This window comes from Enterobacter sp. PP-008-ECC_S150 (genome assembly GCF_045257065.1).
GTDB classification, from domain to species: Bacteria; Pseudomonadota; Gammaproteobacteria; order Enterobacterales; family Enterobacteriaceae; genus Enterobacter; species Enterobacter chengduensis.
This window is the reverse complement of record NZ_JBJHHG010000025.1, coordinates 1-17,315: the sequence shown is the minus strand read 5'-3', so window position 1 is coordinate 17,315 and position 17,315 is coordinate 1. Positions and strand designations below refer to the sequence as shown.

General features: G+C 54.3%; 20 protein-coding genes. All 20 read left to right on the top strand.

What is annotated here, in order from left to right; genetic code table 11:
- The first annotated feature begins 1 nt into the window (after position 1).
- Entirely contained in the window at positions 2-1,105 is a 1,104-nt protein-coding gene (locus ACJBF3_RS21875) for a phage minor head protein (RefSeq protein WP_406545262.1), read from the top strand.
- Positions 1,106-1,229: 124 nt separating this feature from the next.
- Positions 1,230-1,982, top strand: coding sequence for a DUF6651 domain-containing protein (locus ACJBF3_RS21870; RefSeq protein ID WP_406545261.1), 753 nt, complete (start codon positions 1,230-1,232; stop codon positions 1,980-1,982).
- Positions 1,983-1,999: 17 nt separating this feature from the next.
- Positions 2,000-3,139, top strand: coding sequence for a P22 phage major capsid protein family protein (locus ACJBF3_RS21865; RefSeq protein WP_406545260.1), 1,140 nt, complete (start codon positions 2,000-2,002; stop codon positions 3,137-3,139).
- Positions 3,140-3,178: 39 nt separating this feature from the next.
- Positions 3,179-3,484, top strand: coding sequence for a hypothetical protein (locus ACJBF3_RS21860; RefSeq protein WP_406545259.1), 306 nt, complete (start codon positions 3,179-3,181; stop codon positions 3,482-3,484).
- Positions 3,485-3,486: 2 nt separating this feature from the next.
- Positions 3,487-3,969 carry a DnaT-like ssDNA-binding protein gene (locus ACJBF3_RS21855; protein WP_406545258.1) on the top strand — a complete coding sequence of 161 codons (483 nt, stop codon included), beginning with the start codon at positions 3,487-3,489 and terminating at the stop codon, positions 3,967-3,969.
- A 1-nt stretch (position 3,970) separates the two neighbouring features.
- A complete protein-coding gene (locus tag ACJBF3_RS21850; RefSeq protein ID WP_045286695.1) occupies positions 3,971-4,324 on the top strand; it encodes a hypothetical protein in 354 nt (117 codons plus the stop codon).
- 1 nt (position 4,325) lies between these two features.
- Complete coding sequence (locus tag ACJBF3_RS21845) at positions 4,326-4,925, top strand: hypothetical protein (protein ID WP_406545257.1); 600 nt, start codon at positions 4,326-4,328, stop codon at positions 4,923-4,925.
- Positions 4,926-4,932: 7 nt separating this feature from the next.
- On the top strand, positions 4,933-5,364 hold the full coding sequence (locus ACJBF3_RS21840) for a phage tail terminator-like protein (protein WP_232477516.1): 432 nt from the start codon (positions 4,933-4,935) through the stop codon (positions 5,362-5,364).
- 46 nt (positions 5,365-5,410) lie between these two features.
- The gene (locus ACJBF3_RS21835) at positions 5,411-6,343 is read left to right on the top strand and encodes a phage tail tube protein (protein ID WP_406545256.1); all 933 of its coding nucleotides are present in this window, start codon (positions 5,411-5,413) and stop codon (positions 6,341-6,343) included.
- A gap of 65 nt (positions 6,344-6,408) precedes the next feature.
- Positions 6,409-6,747, top strand: coding sequence for a phage tail assembly chaperone (locus tag ACJBF3_RS21830; RefSeq protein WP_406545255.1), 339 nt, complete (start codon positions 6,409-6,411; stop codon positions 6,745-6,747).
- 17 nt (positions 6,748-6,764) lie between these two features.
- Positions 6,765-7,052, top strand: coding sequence for a DUF1799 domain-containing protein (locus tag ACJBF3_RS21825; RefSeq protein WP_016247126.1), 288 nt, complete (start codon positions 6,765-6,767; stop codon positions 7,050-7,052).
- Positions 7,052-10,105 (top strand): phage tail tape measure protein, encoded by a 3,054-nt coding sequence (locus tag ACJBF3_RS21820; protein WP_406545254.1) that lies wholly within the window; start codon positions 7,052-7,054, stop codon positions 10,103-10,105. The genes ACJBF3_RS21825 and ACJBF3_RS21820 overlap by 1 nt, the downstream gene beginning before the upstream one ends.
- A 56-nt stretch (positions 10,106-10,161) precedes the next feature.
- Positions 10,162-10,548: a hypothetical protein gene (locus ACJBF3_RS21815; protein ID WP_406545253.1), complete on the top strand. Its 387-nt coding sequence runs from the start codon at positions 10,162-10,164 to the stop codon at positions 10,546-10,548.
- Positions 10,549-11,042: 494 nt separating this feature from the next.
- Complete coding sequence (locus ACJBF3_RS21810; RefSeq protein WP_205416902.1) at positions 11,043-11,537, top strand: Panacea domain-containing protein; 495 nt, start codon at positions 11,043-11,045, stop codon at positions 11,535-11,537.
- Positions 11,534-11,962 (top strand): hypothetical protein, encoded by a 429-nt coding sequence (locus tag ACJBF3_RS21805; protein WP_406545252.1) that lies wholly within the window; start codon positions 11,534-11,536, stop codon positions 11,960-11,962. Before ACJBF3_RS21810 ends, ACJBF3_RS21805 begins: the two co-directional genes overlap by 4 nt.
- Before the next feature lie 97 nt (positions 11,963-12,059).
- Complete coding sequence (locus ACJBF3_RS21800) at positions 12,060-12,410, top strand: phage tail protein (protein WP_024160043.1); 351 nt, start codon at positions 12,060-12,062, stop codon at positions 12,408-12,410.
- On the top strand, positions 12,410-13,180 hold the full coding sequence (locus ACJBF3_RS21795; protein ID WP_406545251.1) for a phage minor tail protein L: 771 nt from the start codon (positions 12,410-12,412) through the stop codon (positions 13,178-13,180). Before ACJBF3_RS21800 ends, ACJBF3_RS21795 begins: the two co-directional genes overlap by 1 nt.
- Positions 13,181-13,192: 12 nt before the next feature.
- Positions 13,193-13,924 carry a C40 family peptidase gene (locus ACJBF3_RS21790; RefSeq protein ID WP_406545250.1) on the top strand — a complete coding sequence of 244 codons (732 nt, stop codon included), beginning with the start codon at positions 13,193-13,195 and terminating at the stop codon, positions 13,922-13,924.
- A complete protein-coding gene (locus tag ACJBF3_RS21785; protein WP_045418842.1) occupies positions 13,912-14,505 on the top strand; it encodes a tail assembly protein in 594 nt (197 codons plus the stop codon). The genes ACJBF3_RS21790 and ACJBF3_RS21785 overlap by 13 nt, the downstream gene beginning before the upstream one ends.
- 55 nt (positions 14,506-14,560) lie before the next feature.
- Positions 14,561-17,315, top strand: a 2,755-nt coding sequence (locus tag ACJBF3_RS21780; RefSeq protein WP_406545249.1) for a host specificity protein J, incomplete at its 3' end; no start/stop codon positions are given.

Sequence of the window (17,315 nt, the reverse complement as noted above, 5' to 3'; positions counted from 1 at the left end):
AATGGCCCGTTCCGTGAATGACAGGCTACTGGACGAGACAATCGCGCACGGCTTGTACGTGACGCGTTACGGTACCGGCGTCGCCCGGCGCATGGTCGCGCTGCTGAACAAATTGGATGCTGAACTGGCCGCCAGGCTGCTGGTGCTGCTGGATGGCAAGCGCGCTGAAACCTACAGTGCGCGTCGTCTGGCCTCTCTACTGGCCGGTGTTCGTGAACTGAACCATCAAGCCTACGACCCGGTTAATGCTTCCCTGGCGCGTGAGCTGGCACGTTACACGGATTATGAGACCGGGTATCAGATGGACCTGTTCAGCAACCTTATACCCGGGCAGGTGCTGAAACACGTCCCGCTGCAAAGCATTCCCCCAGAGCAGGTCTACGCCTCTGCGGTGGCACAACCTTTTCAGGGGCGATTGCTGAAAGAGTGGGGCCAAAAGCTTGAATCCGATCGGCTGGATAAAATCACCAGTGCCGTGCGTACCGGATTTCTTCAGGGTGAAACTGTCGAGCAGATCGTGAAGCGCGTCGCCGGCACGCCGCAACTTAACCGCCAGGACGGGGTTATCAATGCCTCACGTCGTGACCTTGCTGTTGTTGCCCGCACTGCGGTGAATCATATGGCAGCAACGGCGCGCCAGGAGTTCGCACAGGCCAACAGCGATATCGTAAAGGCCAAGCAGTGGTCTTCGACTCTGGACACCCACACCAGCCAGTGGTGCATCATCCGCGACCGCAAACTCTACTCGCTCGATGGAAAGCCGCTGGGCCATGCAATTCCGTATCTGCGCGGACCCGGCAAAATCCACTTTTGTTGCCGCTCCTGCGAAATCCTGATCACTAAATCGTGGGAGGAAATGCAAATAGCCTCAGGCGAGCTGAGCAACGCCACGCGCGCTTCAATGGACGGACAGGTGCCAGCGCATACCAGCTATGCCGAATGGCTTGCGAGGCAGCCTTACGCGCGGCAGGAGCAGGTGCTGGGCGTTACTCGCGCGCAGATGCTGCGTGACGGCAAAATCACCGTGCCGGAGATGTTCAACGATGCCGGGGAGTTCCTGACCCTGGACGAGCTACGCCGCGTGGATACGTCGGCGTTCCAGTAACACAAACCCCATCAACATCAGGCTGCCTACGGGCAGCTTTTTTATGCCTGCCGCTGAGCGGATGCGACGCGGTGCCCGGGTCGGATGACCCATTACGTATGGCCGGAAGGCTGGAGCAAAAACAATGAAACTGAAACTTGATGCTAACGGAAATGTGGTCGTTGAAAACGGTATGCCTGTGTACATCCATGATGATGGCAAAGAGATCCCGTTCGATGCGGTCGCAGCGATGACCAAAATCACCTCCCTGAATGGCGAGGCGAAAACGCACCGCGAAGCGAAGGAAGCGGCGGAAGCCAATCTCGCGAAATTCTCGGGCATCACCGACCCGGCCAAGGCGCTCGAAGCCCTGGAGATGATGACCAAAATCGACCAGAAAAAACTGATCGATGCTGGTGCCGTTGACCAGGTAAAGGCGGAGATCACCAAAGTTTTCCAACAGCAGCTGGACGAAGCGAACAGCAAGAACCAGCAGCTGGAAACTCAACTCTACGACGAGATGATCGGCGGCCGCTTCGGTGGCTCTAAGTTCATTTCCGAGAAGATGGCGATCCCGACTGAGTTCGTGCGTTCCTACTTCGGTCAGAACTTCAAAATCGAAGAAGGGAAGGTTGTGGCCTACGACGGCCAGGGCAATAAGGTGTTCTCTCGCACCAAGCCCGGCGAGTTAGCCAGCTTTGATGAGGCCCTGGAGTCTCTGGTCGAGTCGCATCCGCAGAAAGATTACATCCTCAAAGCGTCCGGTAACAGCGGCGGTGGTTCTCAACAGTCGCAGCACCAGGCCGGGCAAAAAACCATGAAACGCGGTGCGTTTGATTCCCTGGATAACGCTGGCAAGCAAGCAGCGCTGAAAGACGGCATCAGCATCGTCGATTAAATTGAAAGGAGCCATAAATGGCAGGCAATACCCTTACTGGTCTGATCCCGACCATCTATACCGCGCTGGACGTAGTGTCCCGCGAGCAAACTGGTTTTATTCCTGCGGTAGCGCGTGACGCGAAAGCGGATGCTGCTGCAAAAGACCAGACCGTACGTGCGCCAGTCGCACCTGCAGCCACCACTGAAGACATTGTCCCTGGTCCGTCAGCACCTAATTCTGGCGACCAGACCATCGGTGGTGTGGATGTCAAAATCACCAAATCCAAGATGGCCCCGGTGAAATGGAATGGTGAAGAGCAATTGGCTCTGGGCCCAGCTGGTACCTACAACACCATCCTGGCTGACCAGTTCAAACAGGCTTTCCGCGCGCTGGCGAACGAAGTGGATGCTGACCTCGCAGCCCTGTACCTCAACTCTTCCCGCGCTGTTGGCGCACCGAAGGATACTCCGTTCAGCATCAAGGACGATCTGACAGATGCCGCATTGGCGCGTCAAATTCTGACCGACAACGGTGCGCCTACTACCGATTTGCGTATGGTGCTGGCTGGCGAAGCGATGGCATCCATCCGTGGTAAACAGGCTGTCCTCTTCAAAGCAAACGAAGCGGGAACCGACCAGCTGCTGCGTGAAGGTGTTATCGGTCGCATCATGGGCTTCAACCTCCACGAATCCTTCAACATCAAGCGTACGGGGAAAAGCGCTGCTGCTGGCTATAAGGTCAATGGCGCGAAGAAAGAGGGCGATATCATCATCGCTATCTCTGCTGGCACCGGCGGTATTGCTGCAGGTACTGCGGTGAAGTTCGCCGGTGATGACAATCAGTATCTGGTCGTTGCGGCTACGTCTTCCACTATCACTATTAGCGCGCCGGGCCTCCGTCAGGATCTGGCAGACCAGGCTGATGTCACCGTGTTGAGCGAATTCGTACCGAACATGGCGTTTGACCGCGGGGCATTCCTGCTGGCCAGCCGTACCCCGGCGATGCCTGAAGGTGGCGATACCGCTGATGACGTCATGAATGTGACCGACCCGGTATCTGGCATCACCTTCCAGGTGGCGCTGTACCGCCAGTACCGTCAGGTGCGTTATGAAGTGGGTCTGGCGTGGGGTGTGGCTGCTGTGGCGCCACGTCATTCCGCCATCATCATGGGTTAACCCAGGGGGCTTCGGCCCCTTTGTTTTTCAGGAGGCCCAATGGCCGGATTAACCAAAGAGCAGCGCGCTCAGCGTGAAGCGGAAAAGCTTGCAGCTCAGCAGGCCGCTAATAAAAATCCTGCCCAGCAGGAACAGCAGCAGGAACAGCAGCAGGAACAGCAGCAGGAACAGCAGCAGGAACAGCAGCAGGAACAGCAGCAGGAACAGCAGCAGGAACAGCAGGGTATTGAGCTGGCAGTCATGGTACGTGACACCCCAGAATTCCCTGGCGGCCCTCTGCGCGCAGATGTTCATCCTGATGAAGTGGATAACTGGCTCGCGCTGGACTGGCGTCTGGAGGAATAACCATGTTGGTTGCCGATCCCAACTCTCCAGGCTTCAACAGCTACGCCAGCGTGTCAGACCTGCGGGCATTTGCCGCCGGGCGCGGATATAGCATTCCTGCAGATGATGATGAGTGCGGCCAGCTGCTGATGCAGGCAATGGACTTTCTGGAAGGGAAGGCCTGGCGCGGTCAGCGTTCCAGCGCATCACAGCCTCTATCCTGGCCGCGTTCCGGCGTGCGCTTCGATGGTGTTGACCTGCCGAATGATGCGATTCCACAGCGCCTGATTGATGCTCAATGCCGCCTGGCTATCGAGTCGCAGGAGATTGACCTCACCCCGTCGGTCGCTGGCGGTGGGGCGGTGACGATGGAGCGCGTCGAGGGTGCGGTTGCAGTCCAGTATGAGCCGGGAACGAATAAAGCTTCTCCGTCATTCCCATGGTTCTATTCCGCACTGCGCGGGCTTGTAGTGGGCGGCAACCAAGTCAGGGTCGAAAGGGGGTAGCATGGCAATCGACTATCGCCGCATGCGCGCTACGGCAACGCGGCTCCTGAAGGATAACGGCAAATCCTACCAACTGACCCGAGGCGGCACCACTACCCGCGATCAGTACGGGAAAGAGATTACCACCGAGCCTGTTATCGCGACCGTTACCGGCGTTATCACTGAATACTCAACTCGTGAAATCGACGGCTCTCTGATTGCTACAGGCGATAAGAAGCTGGCGGCCACGTTTGAAACTGAGGTGCGCATCGGTGACATCATTGATATCGACGGCCAAAAGTGGCGCGTGGTACAGCCGAATCCGGTTAAGCCGGCAGACGTGTTGATCTCCTATAACATCCAGCTAAGGACCTGATATGACCAGTTCCGTAAATCAGCCGTTCCTGGCTGCTATTCAGCTGTTCGTTGATGGCTCAAAGCAGGAGATTGACGAGGCGGTGCGCCGGACGGGTATCAAAATCCTGGGGAGATTGGTGGAGATTTCACCAGTCGGGCAGCCGGAGACCTGGCAAGTGAACCAAACGGCCTCTGCTTATAACACTGCAGTGCGTGAACACAATGCTGCCCTTCGCGATGATCCTGCCAACCTGACCAAATCGGGACGACTTAAGCGCGGTTTGCGTGTAAACGACTCGATGGACATCAAAAAGCCTGAGGGCTATGTCGGTGGTCGGTTCAAGAACAACTGGTATGTCGGGTTCGATAGCCAGCCAACAGAGACGAACGATACCCCGGACGCTTCGGGGCAGGGGTCAAACTCCCGCGGTCTGGCGGTGCTTGAGGTGTTCAGAGTAGGGCAAGTGAGCACGATTTACTTCACTAACAACCTGCCATATGCCCAGGCACTGGAAAACGGACATTCAAACCAGGCGCCCGGCGGTATGGTCGGGTTGACCGCATTGGATGCAGCCCAATACTTCCGCGAGGCAATGAACGAGGTGCGCAATGGCCGGTGACCAGTCCATGCGAATTGCTGAATTGCTGGAGAGCCGGGTGGCGATTATCGCTGAGTCGCTCGGATTGCCGATCGCCTGGCCTAACATCGCTTTTACCCCGCCTGATGATGCCCCTTACGGGCGCGTTTATGTCCTACCTGCGCAAACCGTGGGGCAGGACCTGGAAGGTCAGTTGCGTACATACCAGGGCATTCTCCAGCTCAATATCATTGCACCAGCAGGTAGCGGCGTGACTCTGGCCAGAGGGCTGACAAAGTCTGTCGCAGATGCTTTTCCTGAAGGGCTGCCGCTGGTGGATGGTGACCTGACCGTTTATATCAATGGCCCGCCGCAGGTGCGCCAACCTATACAGGATCGCCCCACATCATCACCCAACGGCACTACCGGCTCTATCACCTACACCACCCCTGTCAGCATGCAGTACCGCGCTGATTACTGACCCGCCGCCCGGCGGGTTTTTTATTACCTAAATTCAGGAGAGTGCTATGGCATTCGCAATCCCTAACGGCTCGCGTGTGAACGTGGCCAAGGCCTATCAGGCTCCCATCACCTTTACCGCTGCCTCTAACGCTACTGAATGCGAACTGACTGTTGCATCTGCCGCTGGCATCCTGGCGGGCGATGTAGTGCAGGTCAGCTCCGGCTGGCTAAAACTCGATAATATGGTGCTGCGCGTTAAATCCGTAGCCGGTACCAAAATCGTGCTGGATTCGTTCGATACCTCTGACACCACCAAATTCCCGGCAGGCACTGGCGCGGGCACGTTGCGTAAAATCGACACGTGGATCACGATGCCGCAGGTGATGACCCTTTCCACTGAGGGTGGTGACCAGCAGACCATCAGCGTGCAGTTCCTGGAAGACGATAAGGCCCGTACCATCCCGACCTTCAAAAACGCCGTGGTGCAGGTCTACACCTTCGCGCACGATCCGCTGCTGGCAATTTACAAGCGTCTGAGTGAACTTGACGAATCCAGCGACACCACTGCTGTGTGGTTCCATAACCCGCGCGGCAAAGCGGACCGTTATTACTCTGCCAAAGTGTCTTTCCAGAAGGTGCCTAAGACCGAAATCAACGCCGTGGAGAGCAACGAAGCGCGTATGAACTTCGAATCGGATATGCAGATTTACCCGATCGCCGATTCATCCGTTACGCCGCTGGCGTTCCTGACTGACCTGCCGGCAACCAAATCGGTCTCTACTGGCTCGGCGCTGGACCTGGCTGTGGTTATGCAAGGCGGCTCGGCTCCTTACACCTACGTGTGGAAGAAAGAAAACTCCGCCATTCCTGGCAAAACCGCCTCGACGTTCAACATTCCATCTGTGGCATCCGGAGATGCTGGCTCTTACACCTGCGAAGTCACTGACGCGGCGGGCAAAACTATCACCTCTGCTGCTTGCGCCGTCACGGTCAGCTAACCACTTGAGCCCGGTACGCCGGGCTTTCTTCGCTACTAAAACCAAAGTCTTTCTAAGGAACCGAAATGACCAAATTTTCCCTGATCCCCAACCCAACTTTTTCTGTGACCGCGAGCATTCCGCGCGCCGGCGCCGAAGACGGCAAGCTGACGTTCACTTTCCGCCATAAGACGCTGGAAGAGCTGCGCTCCATGGACGAGAAGCTGCAAAAGGCCGCCGAAGGTAAAAAGGATGCTATCGAGCCGCAGGCCGACTACCTCATGGAAATTGTCGACGGGTGGGCGCTTCCCGATGAGTACAACCGCGAAAACGTTATTGTCCTTCTGCGTAACTATCCACGCGCGTTCGACAGCATAGGTCTGGCATACACCAAAGAGCTGATGGGTATCCGCGAAAAAAACTGAGGCAGGTCGCCGCAGCATTGTATACGCCGGGACCGACGCTCGCGGAGCTGAGCGCTTTTGGTTTGACGCCTGAGGACGTGGAGGAAGAGGTGGGGATCCTGCCCTCGGTGTGGAGGTCCTTCACCATCTTCTCTTCCCTGGCGACCCAGTGGCGAGTCGGCGCGAGCGGGGCGACCGGCCTTGATTACAACGTACTCCCCTGGATGTTCGAGTTACACGGGGTTGAGGATGCGGCGGCCTGCATGGCTGATCTTCAAATTATGGAAAGCGAGGCTCTCAAGGTAATGCATAAGGAGACGAAATAATGACAGACCAGATCGCCTCGATTACTTTGCGGGCCGATGTTTCTGACCTGAAAACAGCCAGCAACGAACTGGATAAACTCGGCCAGGCGGCGGCCGGTGCCGTAGATAAAGCAGATGATCTGAATAGCGTGTTCCGCGCTGGCGCTGAATCTGCGAAGCAAGGCAGTGAAGGCCTCAAGGAGCAGCAGAACGCGCTCAAAGGGCTGCTGGAGAATATCGACCCGGTTACCAAGGCCTTAAACCGCCTGGATGAGCAGCAAGAATCGCTGCGGAAATTCCAGGCCAAAGGTTTCCTGGATAACGATACCTTTCAGGCTTACAACAAAATCCTGGATGACACCCGCCTCAAGCTGACCGACACCGGAGAAGCCGCGGCGCGTGCTCAGGCAGAGCTGGCGGCCACTCAGGCGGCAGAGAAGCAATCAGCCGCGCTGAAGAACCTGCTGGGCTCAATCGATCCGACGATTCGTGCATTCAGCTCGCTGGATGAGCAGCACGCACAGCTGGTGGCCCATTTCGAAGCAGGGCGCATTAACGGTGCTCAGTTCGAGCACTTCAACACAATCCTCAACCAGACGCGTGAGCGCCTCTCTGTTGTCGCTGACGTACTACCAGAGGCGCTATCCCGGCAGGAAGCGGCTGCCCGGCGTGCTGGAATCTCCGTTGGTCAGTACAGCGCGGCAATGCGCACGCTTCCGGCGCAATTCACCGATATCGCCACGCAGCTGGCTGGTGGGCAGTCGCCGTTCCTGATCCTGCTGCAACAGGGCGGGCAGATTAAAGACCAGTTCGGCTCGGTTCAGGGGGCGCTGTCCGGCGTCGGCGAATACCTTCGCAGCATGGCTGGGATGATTAACCCTACCACGATCGCACTTGGTGGTCTGATTGGCACGATCGGCTTGCTAGCTGCCGCAGCGTATAACTCCTCGGAGCAATTTGACCAGGTGGCACGCTCTGTCATCATGATGGGTGGGGCTGGCTTCTCCTCAATGAAGCAGCTCAACCAGGCCGCTGAGGAAGTGGCTGGAAAGACGAATACATCGATCAGCTCCACCGTCGATACGCTGGTTACGCTGAACGATACTGGGAAATATACCGCCAGCCAGATGAAGCAGGTCGCAACGACCATAACCCTAATGGGTAAGGCCGGAAACGATACCAAAGCGGCAATGGCCGACTTCGGAAAGATTGTCAGCGATCCGGTTAAAGGGCTTGCCAGCCTCAACGAACAATATGGTTTCGTTGATGAAGCCATGATCAAGCACATTATCCAGCTGCGTAAGCAGAAGGGTGAGCAGGCGGCTGTTACCGAAGCTATTGAGCTGTTTGCAGGCGTCATGGCAAAGCGTGCAGAGGAGACCAACAAAGCGACCGATAATATTGGTCAAACGTGGGAAAATCTGAAGAAAAGCGCTTCAGACACCTTTGGCGACATAGGTATTACCGTGCGCGCGTGGGGAAACCAGATTATCGATATATTCGAACTGGTTAAGTCCTCGATTAAAGACTTGTTCCTCAATATCACCTCTCTGGACTCCAAATTCACCAGCACCATCGCTGGCTGGGCAGATAAAATCCCGGGTGGCGGTGCGCTGGCTAATTTCCTCGGCATGGACGTTGAGGCAATGAAAAAGGCTGGAGCGGAAGCGGACAAAGAGATTGAGGCGAACAAAAAGCGCTATAACGAGCTTTGGAAGCGTGTCACTGCGCCTAACGCACAGGCAAACTATGAAGCTGAAGCGCGAGGGGCCAACTTAAAAGGAGATGGCGGAACAAGTCGAGAATCGAGAGACGCAGTCTCGAAGCTTGCACAAGACTCAGCCAAAAAGACCAAAGAGGCAAAAGCCACGCTGGATGCTGGCGATCGCACTCTTGAGAACTACCGCGCCCAGGCCAGAACGTTAACTGAAACACTCGAAACGTTGCGCAAGACTGGGGAGACGCAGGTCAGATATACCGAATTCAGCAAACAGCAATCTCGCTTTGCTGAATTGGATGAGGCTGCCAAAACACGCGCGCTGACCGCCCAGGAGAAATCTCTACTGTCGAGCCGTGAGGCCATTCTGAACGCCGCCAAGGTGGTGGATCAGAAGAACAAGGAAGTTGAGGCTCAGCAGAAGATTAATGGCCTGGCGCAGCAGGCGAATAAATACGTCACGCAGATGTCGGAAAAGACAGAAGCGTTGCGTGGCAGTGCAGGCCTAAGCAGCCGTCAGAGCCAGCGCATGATGGAAGAGGCTCAGCTCCGCCAAGGCTGGCTCAACGGTGGTGGTAAGCTTGATGATGCTGGCTATGAGAAAGAACTGGCAGCCCTCAGAAATTATTACTCTGAAGAGGATAAGCTGCGCGGCGACTGGAAGTCTGGGGCTGTTGCTGGATGGAATGAATATCTGGATGCCGCTACCAACACCTACGACGCAGTGAAGAACGTGGCTAGTTCGACGCTGACAGGTCTATCTGACATGCTAACCAGCTTAATGACGACGGGAAAAGCCTCAATAAAAGAATTCGGCAAATCGATGCTGAAGATGATTGTTGAGGTGACAAACAGGCTGATGGTTGCCTATGCGGTGCAGGCTGCGATGGGCTGGATAAGCGGTGGCAGTGGCGGTGGCAGCACGCCTGGTGGTGCATATGCAAACGCCGCTGCTGGCGTAACCTTCAATGCTAAAGGTGGTGTCTATGACTCTCCTGGCCTCAGTAAATATGTGAACGGTGTTTACGACACTCCTCAGCATTTCACCTTCCAGGGCGCATCAAAGTTTGCGAAAGGCGGCGTCTTCGCAGAGGCTGGTGCTGAAGCAATCATGCCCCTAACTAGGGATTCTGCCGGACGCTTGGGAGTGCGTGCTCAGGGTGGCGGCGGGATGGCCCCGATTATCAATACCACTGTTAACGTAGATGCTGGTGGTTCGGTTACAACGCAAACTTCCAGTTCTGGTGATGCCATGGGGCGCGCGCTTGCCGAGGAAATGCAGAATGCCGCACTGCAGGTAGTTCAGAAACAGCTTAAGCCGGGTGGCATGATCTACAACTTCAGCAAAGGCAGGTAGTGTTTACGTCATCCCCTGGTTAATATGTTGAAAACCATAATGATCAGGGGATGATTGTGTTAAATAAAATAATCAAGAAGATCCTAAGAACCATTGGGCTGTTGCTGCTTCTTGTTGTTGTAATTTTTGTTGCTGCGGTGGTTAATAAACCAACCGAGCAAGAAAAAAAGCAAAAAGAAGCCAAGGAACTTGCAGATAAAAAACTAGATGAACTTCGTAATGCCTGCGAAGCTTACGTTAGAAAGTCAGTGATCAATAAAAGCACCCTGGATATGTCGGCGTTTGGCTCTAACAGATGGCTCGGCAATGACGGCAAGTTTTACGCCACGCAGGAATTTAGCGCCAAGAACAAATTCGGGCTTGAGCAGAAATTTAGAGCTGTGTGCATCGAAGAAAAAGACGGTAAAACCGATTATCGAATTGAAGAGATGGCCGGAAGTTAAGTCGAAATAGCTAACTAATCTTGACCCAAATCACCCAACCCGAGCCTCGCATACGCGGGGCTTTTTGTTGTTGGTGGGGTATATGCGGTTAAAATGCGAGCGACCGCTTTCTGAGGGGGCGAAATACTACAGCAATCTTTGTTGTCATGCATTCCAACTAAGCCATGCATTTTGTGCAAAAAGTGCTATTTTTGCCATTCTTGAAAGCTCAAGTCGGATCATAGGCCCCACCTATCTCCGCTGAACGTGATATTACTTTACTTATACCCGTGGGGTAATATCGTCGAAAATGGTGCTAACGTGCAAAGTGGTCATTGCGATCATCGTCGAACGTGGGGCTATCTTGACGAAATGAAGATTGCTTAAAAGTTATAGCTGGCTATAAAATCGTTGTAGAGATGTACATTCATTAATGATTTAGAGGTTCTATTATGTTTTGCGAAGAAAGAGTAGCTCAGATAGCTGCCTATCTACTTTCGAAAGAAGGTGGACGCATGGCATATCTGAAGCTCATGAAATTGATGTACTTATCCGATCGTCTTTCAATGGACCGTTTTGGTGAGCCTTTAACAGGTGATCTGATGGTCGCGATGCCTCACGGACCTGTGTTGTCTCGTTCCTTGGATTTAATGAAAGGTGCGGCTAGAGGTGATGAAGGCTGGAACAACTGGATCACAGATGCCGACCATTACGATCTTCAATTGCAGGTACGTGAAATTCAGCGTGATGATCTTGATGAACTTAGTGATGCAGACCTTTCTGTTATAGACCGCGTCTATCAAGAGTTCGGGCATATGGGAAAATGGCAAATTCGAGATTATACCCATGATCACTGTGCCGAATGGTGTGACCCTAAAGGCGGTGCCTTTACAATTAATCCTGAAAATGTTTTTCGTGCACTTGGTAAACCAGAAGAACAGGTTAGACATTTAGCGGACAGAATGAGAGAATTCTCAGAACTTGATAGGATAGCCAGTGGGTTGAAATGACAGTGGATTTTTCCCCAGTTCAAAAAGGTACAATTCTCCTTCTTTCTGGCTCGAAGGAGCATATCTTTTTTATCTGTAACGATCCTGTCTACTATCCTAAGATGGTGAAAGAAACTTTTCTTGCTGTAAATCTTACTTCAATTACTGATGCTTTTGAGCCTGACCATTCCTGTGTCCTAGATGTAGGCGACCACCCATTTATAAGACACCCTAGCTATGTTTTTTATCGACGAGCTGAAATTTTTGGTGCCGAAACTGTAATTCATGGCGTAACTTCTGGAGATATTCGGGTGCATCAGCCGTGTGAAGAAAGCACCTTTCAACGCATCCTCACTGGATTCGAGATTTCTCCACATGTAAAACCCGTGATAAGAAACTACTATCAGAAATATTGTGTCCCTTCTGCGGCAAATGACGCTGCGTAATCTATCTTTGACACCTAAACATTTAAGTTATTGCTATTAATTAATACATTACTGATTTTAATAAACCCGCTTCGGCGGGTTTTTTTATGGAGTAAATATGGCGGTTGAAACCTACAGCTGGCGCTCGCAGCTCGGTGCTGGCGCGATTGAATATAGTCAAACAGTGCGTGCAGCGCAGTTTGGCGATGGCTACGAACAGGTAGCCGAGAACGGCATCAACTCCACGGCAATCCAGGTGCCAATGAAACACGTTGGCAGTGAGTCTGAGGTAAACGCAGTGCGCGACTTCCTCCTGGCTCATACCGTTAAAGCTTTTATCATCACGCCGCCCGGCGAAGCGAAGGGGCTTTATCGGGTAGTCGCCGATTCCGTACGGAAAAATCAGATCAGCAGCAAGTTTGCTGAGCTGACGTTCACCATCAAACGGGCTTACGGAGTGTATGCATAATGGCATTAGTCGATCAGGCGGCGATGCTGGCACCGGGTGGCAGAGTACGCCTGGTTGAAGTTGACGCTTCAGAGTTCAGTGGCGGTATTCACCGTTTCCACTACGCACCTTTCCCCCATACACCGGAAGAGATCGACGCTGCCAATGGTGATGAAGAAAAGCTCGGACCAAAGCCAATAGCATTCGGTGGCAAGACCTACGATTTTTGGCCGTTTCAGGTAACAGGCCTGGAGCTTTCAACAGACCAGGCCGCAGAGCCGACACTCAGCGTTTCCAACCTCGACGGTCATATCACGGCGCTATGCCTGCAATTTAAAGACATGGTTAATGCCAAAGTGAGCATTATCGACACCTATTCGGTTTACCTCGATGCCGTGAATTACCCTGGTGGGGTGAACCCGACCGCCGACCCGTCGATGTTCACGCTTCAGACTTTCTGGCTTGACACGAAAACCTCCGAAGACGACGAAGTGGTTTCATGGTCACTCAGTAGCCCCGCTGACTTGCAGGGGCTTGTTATCCCAACCAGACAAATCACCTCGCTCTGCGAATGGGCGCTACGCGGGCAGTACCGGAGCGGCGATGGATGCACCTATAACGGTACGGCATATTTCGACGCGAAGGGGAATCAGGTTTCAGATCCTGCCCTTGATGTATGTGGTGGTTGCTTCAGTGACTGCCGTAAACGATTTGGCGCCGGCCTGGCAGATCCTAACGCGGCAATACTCGACTTTGGCGGCTTTCCGGCAACCGTTCTCTTCACCCGATAACCGGACGTAGCAATGAATAAAACCATATTGGCAGCTATCCGGGCTCATGCGCTGGAGGAATCCCCGCGCGAGAGCTGCGGCTTCGTTATTCAGTCTGGCCGTCGCCAGCGCTATATTCCTGTACCAAACTCCCACGAAAATCCAACCGAGCATTTCAGAATCGACGGCGAACACTGGGCGAACGCTGAGGATGCAGGAACCATTATCCGCGTCATCCATTCCCATCCTGGCGATGGAGCACGGCCTATCCCGTCTGAACTCGATCGCCAGCAGTGCAATAACTCCGGTGTGGTCTGGGGCATCTACGCGCCGGACTGTGATGAGTACGCTGAGATTACCCCTGATGCGATCCCGCTAATTGGCCGCCCGTTCATTCTGGGCTCACACGACTGCTGGGGGCTGGTCATGGACTGGCACGCCACACAGGGTGTCATGCTGAACGATTTCCGCGTGGATTATCCGTGGTGGGAAAGCCAGTACCCGGACAACCTCTATTTCGATAACTGGGAGCGGGAAGGGTTTATCGAATGCGAACCAGGGCCAGGGTGCATGGTCATCATGCAGATCGAGTCCGACAAGTGGAACCACGCGGGGATCATCACCGAAGAGGGCGAGCTTTTGCACCACCTGTACGGCCAGCCATCCTGCATCACGCCGTATGCGCGCGGTTATTTCAAAGACAGGACGATGATCTGCGTCCGTCACAAAGAGCTACCGCAGGAGATTCAGCCATGGCGCGTTTAACCACGATTCGATTGTACGGTGTGCTGGGAGCCCGGTTTGGCCGTGTTCACAGGCTGGCGGTGCAGACATCAGCTGAAGCTGTTAAGGCGCTTTGCATCAATCTGGACGGGCTGGAAAGCTATCTTCTGAACGCTAAAAAGAATGGCATGACGTTCGCGGTGTTTCGCGGCAGGCGCAACATTGGCGCGGATGATTTTAAGAACCTGGCCGGAAGTACCGATATTCGCATAGCACCGGTGATGGAAGGGGCAAAAAAAGCAGGTTTGTTCCAGACGATACTGGGTGCCGTCATGGTTGTGGCGGGCATCGTCGTCACTGGCATGACGTTCGGTTCAGCAGGTGTAATTGGCGCAGGGATGGTCTCCGCTGGTATAGGAATGATGGCTGGTGGGATTTACCAGATGCTTTCGCCTCAGCCCAAAGGACTTCAGGGGCGAGACGATCCTGACAATAAACCCTCATATGCCTTCGGTGGCTCGGTGAATACCCTTGCGATGGGTAACCCGGTCGCGCTTCTTTATGGTGAGCGCGAGATTGGCGGTGCCATCATCAGTGCCGGCATAGTTGCAGAAGACATCTGAAAACTCCTTTCTGAATATCAAGCACCCAATTGGGTGCTTTTTTTATGGATGTAATATGGAAGCGATCACTGGTGCAAAGGGTGGCAGCCAGAAACAGCACACACCCGTAGAACAGCCCGATTCGGCGCAGTCAATGGCGCGCTGTCGCATGCTGCTGGCGCTCGGAGAAGGTGAGTTTGCTGGTGGCCTGGATGCGACCCGGATATTCCTGGACGGTACGCCGTTGGGAAACCCCGACGGAACGATGAATTTTGAAAATGTGTCATGGGATTTCCGGCCTGGCACACAGACCCAGACACCAATACCGGGATTCCCTGCAGTCGAGAATGAAACTACGGTTGGGGTATCGCTGACAAAGGCCACACCATGGACCCGCGCACTGAGTAACACCCAGATTGACGCGGTGCTGGTTCGTATTGGCATCCCTGGGTTACAGCAGCAGGAAAACGATGGGGATATTGTCGGCACTACGGTTCAGTACCATATTGATCTGGCGGTGGACGGTGGCGCTTACTCGACAGTCATGACTAAAACCGTCACAGAGAAGCTCAGCTCGCTCTATGAACTAACCCACCGTATTAATCTTCCCAAAGCCAGCACTGGCTGGCAAATTCGAGTGGTGCGTGACACCGATGACAGCACCAGCCAGATGCTGCAGAACAAAACGCAGGTGCAAGCGATTACTGAGGTGATCGATGCTCGCCTGCGATATCCCCACACAGCGCTGCTGTACGTGTCCTTTAACGCAAAGTCCTTCAACAACATCCCTAAGATTTCCTGCATGCCGAAGGGGCGCATCATCCGAATCCCTTCGAACTATGATCCAATAGCGCGGACTTATAGCGGAACATGGGACGGGACGTTTAAATGGGGCTGGACGAATAACCCGGCGTGGATTTGGTTCGATGTTCTGACTGAGCCGCGCTTCGGCCTTGGGCGCCGCGTGACGCCAGAAATGCTCGATAAGTGGGAGCTCTATCGCATCGCCCAGCGCTGCGACCAGAAGGTACCCGATGGGAAAGGCGGAAGCGGTACCGAGCCACGCTTCATGTTTGACGTTTACATCCAGTCCCAGGCTGATGCCTGGCAGGTGATTAAAGATATTGCCGCGGGCTTCAACGGAATGACTTTCTGGGGCAACAACATGTTCAATGTTGTCTCTGACATGCCGGCGGACACTACGAAGTTGCAGATCCTCACTCGCGCATCAGTGGTGGGTAAGCCGGTGTACTCGAGTGGCAGTGAGAAAAACCTATTCTCCAGCGCGCTGATTAACTTCAGCGATCCGGATAACCACTACCAGGACCGCACCACGGCAGTGATGTTTCCGGAACTGGTGAGGCAGTTCAAGTTTAAGCAGACACAAATCACTGCGATCGGTTGTACGCGTGAGAGCGAGGCGCAGCGGCGTGGCGGGTGGGCGGTGTATTCCAACTCCCTTGACCGCATTATCACGCTTCAGACTGGACTTGATGGCTTTGTATTCGTGCCGGGCACCGTATTTGCGTTTGCAGATGAACGCCTGTCAGGGCGCGTTTACGGCGGGCGTATCACCGGGTATAACGCTGGTCTTAAGGCCGTGACCACTGACCGGGGCACCAGTGCGGTGGCGGGCGATACGCTGATGATTCGCACCCAGGGCGGTACCGTTGAAAGCCGGGTGATACAGGCCGTAAATGGCACGCAGCTGATCCTGTCCACGCCGTTCACGGCGGCGCCATTACCTGATGCCGTATTCGTCATTGATGCTGGTCAGCTGCGCCTGCAGTATTTCCGGGTAACGAACCTAAAATTTGATGATGAGGAAAACACCTTCACCATTACCGGTGCGGAGTATAACGCGTCGAAATACGACGCCGTTGATAACAACGCTCGCCTCGATACTCCTCCGATAAGCCTGATTCCGACCGGGCTAGTTAACCAGCCGACCAACATCGTGGTATCGAGCTATGATGCGGTTCGCCAGGGGCAGCGCGTGGCCACGCTAACCGCCTCATGGGATGCACCAGTTGATAAAGACGGCAAACTGCAGTCGGACGTCATAGCGTACCGGGCACAGTGGAAGCGCGGAAATAACGAATGGGTAAACGTGCCTGAAACCGGGTTACGAAATATCGAAGTGCCTGGTATTTTCGAGGGCGATTACCTTGTGCGCGTCCGTGCGATTAACTCTGGGGGAGCGTCCAGCCTTTGGGCCACGTCTGCGTTGACCCATCTTACCGGCCGCACCGGTGAAGTGCCTAAACCTGTCGGACTAACTGCAACAGAGGATGTTGTATTTGGGATCAACATTACATGGGGTTTCCCCGCAGATACCGCCGACACCCTGAGCACGGAACTGCAATACAGCGCTTCAGTCGATGGGGCAAATCCAATGCTGTTGGCCGCGGTTCCGTATCCACAGAAGCTCTATCAGCAAATGGGGCTGAAAGCAGGGCAGGAATTCTGGTATCGCGCCCGACTGGTTGACCGCATCGGGAATCAGAGTGACTGGACCGACTGGGTGCGCGGGCAGGCCAGCATAGATGTTTCCGATATCACTGATGCAATCCTGGAGGACATGAAAGGCTCAGATACGTTCAAAGACCTGATCGAGAATGCGGTGGACAGCAATGAAAAAATTGCTGGCATGGCTGACGATATCAAACAGGCCAACGATGAACTTGAGCAGCAGGCGAAGGATATCGCCAAAAATGCGCAGGACATCGGGCAGGTTCAGACCAGCGTTAATGAACTTTCTAGCACGGTTGGTGACGTGTCGTCTTCCCTCTCACAGCTTGAGCAGACCGTTGCGACGGCTGATACCGCGC

Bases quoted from the DNA above. Each gene is read 5' to 3' on its own strand.
- ACJBF3_RS21875 (WP_406545262.1), top strand. From the start codon at position 2: ATGGCCCGTTCCGTGAATGACAGGCTACTGGACGAGACAATCGCGCAC.
- ACJBF3_RS21810 (WP_205416902.1), top strand. From the start codon at position 11,043: ATGGCATATCTGAAGCTCATGAAATTGATGTACTTATCCGATCGTCTT.
- ACJBF3_RS21785 (WP_045418842.1), top strand. From the start codon at position 13,912: ATGGCGCGTTTAACCACGATTCGATTGTACGGTGTGCTGGGAGCCCGG.
- ACJBF3_RS21845 (WP_406545257.1), top strand. From the start codon at position 4,326: ATGACCAGTTCCGTAAATCAGCCGTTCCTGGCTGCTATTCAGCTGTTC.
- ACJBF3_RS21800 (WP_024160043.1), top strand. From the start codon at position 12,060: ATGGCGGTTGAAACCTACAGCTGGCGCTCGCAGCTCGGTGCTGGCGCG.
- ACJBF3_RS21850 (WP_045286695.1), top strand. From the start codon at position 3,971: ATGGCAATCGACTATCGCCGCATGCGCGCTACGGCAACGCGGCTCCTG.
- ACJBF3_RS21820 (WP_406545254.1), top strand. From the start codon at position 7,052: ATGACAGACCAGATCGCCTCGATTACTTTGCGGGCCGATGTTTCTGAC.
- ACJBF3_RS21840 (WP_232477516.1), top strand. From the start codon at position 4,933: ATGCGAATTGCTGAATTGCTGGAGAGCCGGGTGGCGATTATCGCTGAG.
- ACJBF3_RS21790 (WP_406545250.1), top strand. From the start codon at position 13,193: ATGAATAAAACCATATTGGCAGCTATCCGGGCTCATGCGCTGGAGGAA.
- ACJBF3_RS21795 (WP_406545251.1), top strand. From the start codon at position 12,410: ATGGCATTAGTCGATCAGGCGGCGATGCTGGCACCGGGTGGCAGAGTA.
- ACJBF3_RS21805 (WP_406545252.1), top strand. From the start codon at position 11,534: ATGACAGTGGATTTTTCCCCAGTTCAAAAAGGTACAATTCTCCTTCTT.
- ACJBF3_RS21830 (WP_406545255.1), top strand. From the start codon at position 6,409: ATGACCAAATTTTCCCTGATCCCCAACCCAACTTTTTCTGTGACCGCG.
- ACJBF3_RS21835 (WP_406545256.1), top strand. From the start codon at position 5,411: ATGGCATTCGCAATCCCTAACGGCTCGCGTGTGAACGTGGCCAAGGCC.
- ACJBF3_RS21865 (WP_406545260.1), top strand. From the start codon at position 2,000: ATGGCAGGCAATACCCTTACTGGTCTGATCCCGACCATCTATACCGCG.
- ACJBF3_RS21860 (WP_406545259.1), top strand. From the start codon at position 3,179: ATGGCCGGATTAACCAAAGAGCAGCGCGCTCAGCGTGAAGCGGAAAAG.
- ACJBF3_RS21870 (WP_406545261.1), top strand. From the start codon at position 1,230: ATGAAACTGAAACTTGATGCTAACGGAAATGTGGTCGTTGAAAACGGT.
- ACJBF3_RS21855 (WP_406545258.1), top strand. From the start codon at position 3,487: ATGTTGGTTGCCGATCCCAACTCTCCAGGCTTCAACAGCTACGCCAGC.